General features: G+C 38.1%; 6 protein-coding genes. 1 reads left to right on the forward strand and 5 read right to left on the reverse strand.

Annotated elements, in window-relative coordinates; all coding sequences use genetic code 11:
• Positions 1-497 precede the first annotated feature (497 nt).
• Genes ACFILT_RS08965 through ACFILT_RS08985 form a run of 5 tightly spaced genes read right to left on the reverse strand, consistent with a single transcriptional unit; the run spans position 498 to position 2,706 of the window.
• Positions 498-761, reverse strand: coding sequence for a hypothetical protein (locus tag ACFILT_RS08965; RefSeq protein ID WP_375640892.1), 264 nt, complete (start codon positions 759-761; stop codon positions 498-500).
• 58 nt (positions 762-819) lie between these two features.
• Positions 820-1,017, reverse strand: coding sequence for a hypothetical protein (locus ACFILT_RS08970; RefSeq protein ID WP_375647100.1), 198 nt, complete (start codon positions 1,015-1,017; stop codon positions 820-822).
• A gap of 1 nt (position 1,018) precedes the next feature.
• Positions 1,019-1,573 carry a hypothetical protein gene (locus ACFILT_RS08975; protein ID WP_375679929.1) on the reverse strand — a complete coding sequence of 185 codons (555 nt, stop codon included), beginning with the start codon at positions 1,571-1,573 and terminating at the stop codon, positions 1,019-1,021.
• Between the two features lie 48 nt (positions 1,574-1,621).
• On the reverse strand, positions 1,622-2,176 hold the full coding sequence (locus ACFILT_RS08980) for a hypothetical protein (RefSeq protein WP_375679930.1): 555 nt from the start codon (positions 2,174-2,176) through the stop codon (positions 1,622-1,624).
• 8 nt (positions 2,177-2,184) lie between these two features.
• The gene (locus ACFILT_RS08985) at positions 2,185-2,706 is read right to left on the reverse strand and encodes a hypothetical protein (protein ID WP_375679379.1); all 522 of its coding nucleotides are present in this window, start codon (positions 2,704-2,706) and stop codon (positions 2,185-2,187) included.
• A 1,812-nt stretch (positions 2,707-4,518) separates the two neighbouring features.
• Here ACFILT_RS08985 and ACFILT_RS08990 point away from each other — a divergent pair.
• Entirely contained in the window at positions 4,519-5,085 is a 567-nt protein-coding gene (locus ACFILT_RS08990) for a hypothetical protein (RefSeq protein WP_375679380.1), read from the forward strand.
• Positions 5,086-6,841 lie beyond the last annotated feature (1,756 nt).

Raw genomic sequence — 6,841 nt, forward strand, 5'->3', positions numbered from 1 at the left:
CATTTGGCAAGCCGCCGCATGAATACCAGCGCCTCTCACAATTCCATAATCAAATTGCACAAAACCTTTTTCATCCAGAGAGAGAAACTGTCCTTCACGGTCTCGTAAATAAATAGATGTCCCTCTTTTCTTTCAATTTTCCCCCTCCACCCCAAGCTCTTTAAAAGCACTGTTACACTTTCCATGGAGCAAAACGTGTGCTTTTTGCTCATCCTCTCTGTGCGTTTTGCCTCTCCACCTGCAAAAAATGGGCTTTTCTTCCCCAAACACCAGAATATCTTTTGCTTTAAGTATAGATTTTTCGCTCTCAATATCGCTTGGTAAAACACATTTTATGCTTGATAAAAAGAAAATAAATTACAAGATTTTCTCTCTTTAAGAGAACAGAAACAGCAAGTAAAGTCCAAGAGCAGCCCCTCTTCACTTTCCCCCCAGCACTCAAGCAAGAGCCTCTCTTCACTTTTTCCCCTCACTCACTTTTCCCTCACNGCCTCTCTTCACTTTTTCCCCTCACTCACTTTTCCCTCACTCACATCGTATAATATGACGGGAGCTCCTTTCTGCTCAACCTCTTCTTCTAATTGCCGTATCATTTTGTTCAACTGACGGGTCACGATAAAACGCATAATAAAAACAATCGGTAAGAATAAAAAAGTACAGGCAAGCAGCCATGCCAGTGGCTCGAATACGACAAGAGAAACAAAGTCCTGCCCTCTCCATATCTTAACGACAACAGTTATAACTATTGGAGCAGTCGCCATGACCGTAGAAAGATAGCATATTTTTTTATAGTCTTGCCAAATAAGAGAAAGCTATTTTTTATTTTTGAGAGATCTGTTTTAAGGCGATATCGCGTTCATTCAGCACGCATTTCAGTTCTTTTTTCACGCGGCAATAAAGCCTCGCACGCTTGATAAACAGGTAATAAATGACAACGATTGGCACCCACAATAAAACATTTAAGACCATAAAGAACAGGAAAGAAAAGGCCATTAATGTTATAAGACTACTGGTCATTTTATCCTCCACGCCCATTCTTCATACGAATTGCCTGATCGCGTTGTTGTATTGCTTCTTTCAATTGTTGAAGTTTTTTGTTCAATTTTCTCGTTAACTTCATGCACATGATCCCAATGATCGGAAAAAAGAGAAGAAGCCCAAACCATAGAATGCTCAACAGCTGCATGATAACGCCGACCATATCGCTCTTCCACCATACAAAATTTGCGATAGAGAAAGCAGATTGCAAAACAGTAAAGAGGATAAAGATAAAAAAGATTATTTTACATTCTTTCGAAGAAAGAGGCAGAGATTCTTTAAAGTTAAGAAAGCGCATTTTCGCATCAAGGGTCTTATGGGCGAGATTGTGTCTTTTCATTTCTCCCAGATCATTGCGCAATTGTTGTATGGCGTGTTTTTTTTGCGTTGTACTCTTTTTCAAGTCTTGAGAGAGTTTAAAAGATAACCTCATATGCTTGATCAACCGGTAAGGAAGCCGGATCATAACCATAAACATTACAATGGCAATGATGGTGAACCCTAAAAAAGCCAAAAATTTTATAACAATAGTCACGTGTTTCCCCTATCGCATTGATGTGAAATCATCATTTTTATTCTCTTCTCAAGCAACCATCTCTAATTTCTTTATTGTTTTTTTCACGCCATAATGAAGGAAACTATGGAAGATTAAAATGACAGGTAAAGCGACAACAATACACGCACAAAACCAAAACAGCAGCTGCATGCCAAAAACGCCAACCTTAAACAATAGAGGCATATAATTGTGTAAAAAAATCACAGATTTTGGAAGAAAAGCAAAAAAAGCGAGCAAAACTGCGAAAACCACAATCACAATGAAAGCTAGAAAAAAGATGATACAATAATCTTTTCTCGAAAGTTCCAAAGATTCTTGAAAAGAAAGGGGGCTGAACTTTATTGCACAAACTGTATTTTGTCCTATGCTGACTTTCTGATTATGCCCCAAATTCTGCAATGCACCCTTTTTTAATTTCCGCCGCATCCCACACAACAATATTGTCCGTTTTATCAAAGAATAATAAAGTACCAAGATTGTCATCAGAGTAGAAAAAAGTATCATGATCTCCCCGAAAAACATGACAGTACTCCACCATACTGTGGTCAAAATTACAAAAGTACTTATAAAAGAAGCAGCCACTTATTTTCCTATTGTGTTTTGTTGAGAGATTGGTTGTCTAGCTGTTGCTGCTCTGGCAATGTATCCCACAGCTTCATCATTTCCTTCACCTCCCGTTTAGAGATAGCGTTAAAAACAAAAAAGAGTGGAAAGAACACCACAAGAACACCAAAAATCATTTGCGGCAAGAGACATAAAAAAGCCCAAACACTATTCCATCCCGCGTCACACAAAAACACGATTGCAGGATTATTTTCAAAAGGCTGTTTCAAGATCTCCTTAATCATTTTTCGAAGATCTCCTTGTTCCATTTGTCCCAGTGCTTGAAACTGTTCTTTGGATATAACGTGAAAAAACTCCAAAGGATTCATATAGACAGTCGCGGCAAAAAGCACCAACAAGAGGATAGCCAAACACAAAATGATGACGTAATCTTTTCTTGAGAGAGCTGTCCATTTTTTGAAAACCGCACACTGATTCAACACGGGCTGTGACGCAAAAGCCGTATTTCCCTTATGGGCAGATTGGTGTTGTGATTTATCTTCGATCATACGGATATTTTCTCACTTCTAACATGCCCACTCACTCTTTGAGAACATGCAACCAGCAAAACCGGTTTATCTAGCACTCTTTTCACTATGAAACACGCGCTATAAGACCCTTTAAGTCTATTTTTAAAATTCCTCATACGTGACAACATACAATTCCTCAGCCTTACAAGCACAAACGCCATTGTGTCCTCTTATCTATTACCCACACTTCAAAAGACAATGTTTCACAAAACTCAACAAGCAAAAATATTCAATCTAAGAAATATCTGATGTGTAAAGTTTACAAACAATACACTGATTTATAACAATTTATTGTTTTTCATATTAAATGAGAACCCTAAATACCGTAGGATTGTCTTATTCCAAACCTATTCCATATTAAATCAACCCAAACCATGTCTCTTGCGCATTACAAGCAGAAAGAGCCGTATAGAGTAAAACATTAAGAAAGGATGATAAATGCCTCTAAGGAAGCGTCTCAAATGCCAAGAGCTGTCCGCAACCATGAGAGCTGGCAAAATGTGTGATGCTACGGACTTTCTTCTTCACAAGCGTAAAAATGGAAGTGTGCAATAGATTTTATATTATTCAAACTTTGTATGGATTTCATTGGGGACTTTATCGTTATACCCTTCATGAGCACCCTTGCAAAATGGGCAAAAGAGAGCCCTAAGACATGGCTCTTTAAAAAGCAACACAAAACAAAGTCAAACAAGCAATCGATTATCCAGTATGAAAAACGTGCGACAAACAACCTTAATCCTCATTTGAAAGCTTCTTAATCAAAAAGGCTTCATTTTAAAAATTCTTCATTAAAGATGAAATATCTCACAGCCCCCACATTTGTATAGCCCCTACATTCATCAAGGCATCTCTTATAAAAGCATCTTTTTATAAAGGCATTTTCCACTTATAAAAACAGCCTCTTTCGATAATGCATTCCGTCCTTTAAACGACATCCCCTCGTTTTATAATAAGATCCATTAAAACGGAGATTTTTATACTCTATAAAGGATACACCAAACAAAATAGCGAGATCATTCACAGTTTATTTTAAGCCGATAAACGATATTTTATTTGAAAATATAGGGCATCTTATGCTATTATAATAGAATGCGGAGGTTTGCTTTTTGCCGCTCTCTGCCACTCAACAGAAGACAATATATCTCTTATAAAGGATAAAAGTATGCTTAACAGCGTGATGTATATCAAATATCTTGGGAAAGCGCCCAACAACAAAAAAATAAGAGAACCCAAATAAAAAGCTTCCAACTTAAGAAAACAATGACCTTTCAAAAGTGGAATTGAAAAATTTCCACAAAGCGCTCGTGAAAAAAGAGACAAATAATCCCATTAGAAAAAACTTCCTATTAGAAAGACGATGACATGCCCTTGAAATCCATTGTTATTTTTTCATTCACATTTGACAAAAATTTTCCTTCAATCTCTCAAGAACAGTTAAGAAATATTTAGAAAGCAAATAATCCGCTATCAATAAAAAAATAAGCATGATAGGGGCGGAAGATAAGACTGATAGGGATAAGATAAAAAAGGTAAGAAACCACCTTAAAGATGATTTTTTCGCCCCACACCGTTGCTTTTCTTTGCATTTTAAACGCCTTTAGTATCGTTTGTTTTTTGATCTGCAACGGCTGATATTTCCCAGTATTTGCTCACTCTCCCAGTATTTTCCCCCTTTTAAGTATTTTCCCCCTCTTAAGTATTTGCTCCCCCCAATATTTGCGCCAAGTGCTTTTTACATCACTGTCCCCCATCAACAGACAGTTTCTTTTCATTCAAATGGTTAAGTTCATGAAAATACGTAAAAAACGCGGTAGATCGAAAATAACAGGAAAGCGAGAGCCCAATAGCTATATTTCACGTGCCCAAAATTCCAGCGAATCTGCGCTTCAATCTGCGATTGAAATGCGTGCAAAACACTTTGGTTTAAGCCTCGAAGAAGCGAAAAATCCGCTTGTCGGAACCTATATTGGGCGTCTTTGTTTGCTTGGCTATAAAGAGGCTTCATCAGGCATCAGTAAAGAGCAATATGACACGGCGCAACAATACTTGCAAATTAGAAACGACTATTTATGTGCAAAAGGTTTACCAAACGGTTATTATGATGGTTTTACGCACAGCGCATCAGATGAGAAAGCAAAAAAGCAATGGGTCCAAAGAGCAACGGAACACTATGAAGCTATGCAAGAAGCGATTAAAGAAGCACAATATCTACATCGTCAACACAACTTTCATGCGGCATTACACTATCTTGTTATAGAAGATCAACCGCTGCCTAATCTTGTTGGTTCGTTGCGTATTATTCTTGATGCCCTTTATAAACATTTTGACAGTTCTACCCAAAAGAGCCTTGGCTAAAACACCCATCATTTCCTCCCCCTCACAGGATAAAGATTCTCCCCCTCCTTTATAACATGCCTCTTTATAACCAGCACCTTTGTAAAGTCCCCTTTGGCAAGTGACACTTGAGATCCACTGAGCTTGCCTTTTCATAAAATTTCATGGGTTAACAAGCTTAAAGCGCACAACAAACAAGCTTAAAAATATCCACCACGCCCTTAAAAAAATACTTCAACTGTCAAAGAGACTTAACCTTATATCTACCCATGCCTCACTTAACCATGCCTCAAAGGACAATATTTCACGGCATATTCACGGCTTGGACAGGATAAATATTGCCCCCTCTTTAAAACAGCAACATTCTTCCCTCTACCCCCCATTGTAACAAACCACCCTCATCATACGCTTCCTCCAATATCACGACATCCTTAGCTCTTCAGACAATTCATTATCGTCATTTTACGTCTTTTCTTGTACAATTCTATATGGCTCTTCTGATCTTATGACGGACAAGAGCTATGGCTTTTATTTCAGCATAATCTGGATTTCTCATTCAAGATAAATAACGATAAAACATTCAATATAAATCAATAGCTTATCATTAAAACAACCCGTTATTTTTTGACACAATTAAAAGCATCATCCCTTAAAGGAAAGAAAAAGCCCCTACTAACAATCTTCTCCCTCATCAACAACTGCACCGATAACCCTCCACCCCCATCACACCATCACTAATACGACAGCCAGCACAACCCCAATCACCCCCACAAATCGCCAACACCTAAAGCTTTGCCCCACAACACCTTCCAACCACCGCCTTCCTAATTCCATCAATAAAATACCACGGATTTCAAAACCACAATTCTCCCTTCACCTTTCCCCTCCTTTCTCAAAGGAGAAAAAGCATTTACTCAATAAATCTTTATACAGAAACCTTTAGAGACCCCAACAGCCACTCGAAGAGCCATCACGCCTCTAAGCACCCACGAGTCCCCCACCTCGTCATCCCCTCGGAACACCCCCTGCGCAATACCTAAAGCTTTGCTCCGCAACACCTTCCAACCACCGCCTTCCCAATTTCATCAATAAAATACCACGGATTTCAAAACCACAATTCTCCCTTCATCTTGTCCCCTCCTTTCTCAAAGGAGAAAATGTTTTTTGCCACATCAAAAACTTTTCCATTAAAACAATATATTTTGCTGCATAGCTAATGAATGAGCTTTTTTCTGTAGATTTTTTCCCGCGATAAAGGAGGAAAAATAATCGTTTTGCGGTTGACAGAATATGAAAAATCGTATTTAATGACAGGTGCGGTAAGGGATTTTCTGCGTCCAGATTTCATCGTAAAATTTTCGCATTATCATAGACTATTATAAGTTATTATAGACTGTTATAAAACAGTGTGTTTCGCGACAATGTTTAAAACTTTACGGTTTGAATGTGTCTTTCGTCTTTTTCTGACTGTTTTCTTTTGCATTACACAATTTGCATCACCAACAGCCCCATAATTTTGAGATTTTCAAAACAAGCCGTATTCAAGGGCTCCCAATAGAACGCCCTAATAATCCCCCCATAAAATACCAATGTCATACATCACAGCAATGATGAGCAATACACGCATAAAAATATGAAAACGACATCATTATGCTCTCATCGCCTCACCTTTCAAGATGCAAAGGCTTGTTTTTCAAAACATTGTTTAGCCAGAATTGAAGAAATAATATCACTTATCGATCATCAACATAGAGGCTAAGATTATGAAGCCACAAGA

The organism is Bartonella sp. AP7XZML (assembly GCF_042195745.1).
In the GTDB taxonomy this organism is placed as follows: domain Bacteria; phylum Pseudomonadota; class Alphaproteobacteria; order Rhizobiales; family Rhizobiaceae; genus Bartonella.

Excerpts from the sequence above, each read along its gene's own strand:
- ACFILT_RS08985 (WP_375679379.1), bottom strand. The coding sequence starts at position 2,706 with ATGATCGAAGATAAATCACAACACCAATCTGCCCATAAGGGAAATACG.
- ACFILT_RS08965 (WP_375640892.1), bottom strand. The coding sequence starts at position 761 with ATGGCGACTGCTCCAATAGTTATAACTGTTGTCGTTAAGATATGGAGA.
- ACFILT_RS08970 (WP_375647100.1), bottom strand. The coding sequence starts at position 1,017 with ATGACCAGTAGTCTTATAACATTAATGGCCTTTTCTTTCCTGTTCTTT.
- ACFILT_RS08990 (WP_375679380.1), top strand. The coding sequence starts at position 4,519 with ATGAAAATACGTAAAAAACGCGGTAGATCGAAAATAACAGGAAAGCGA.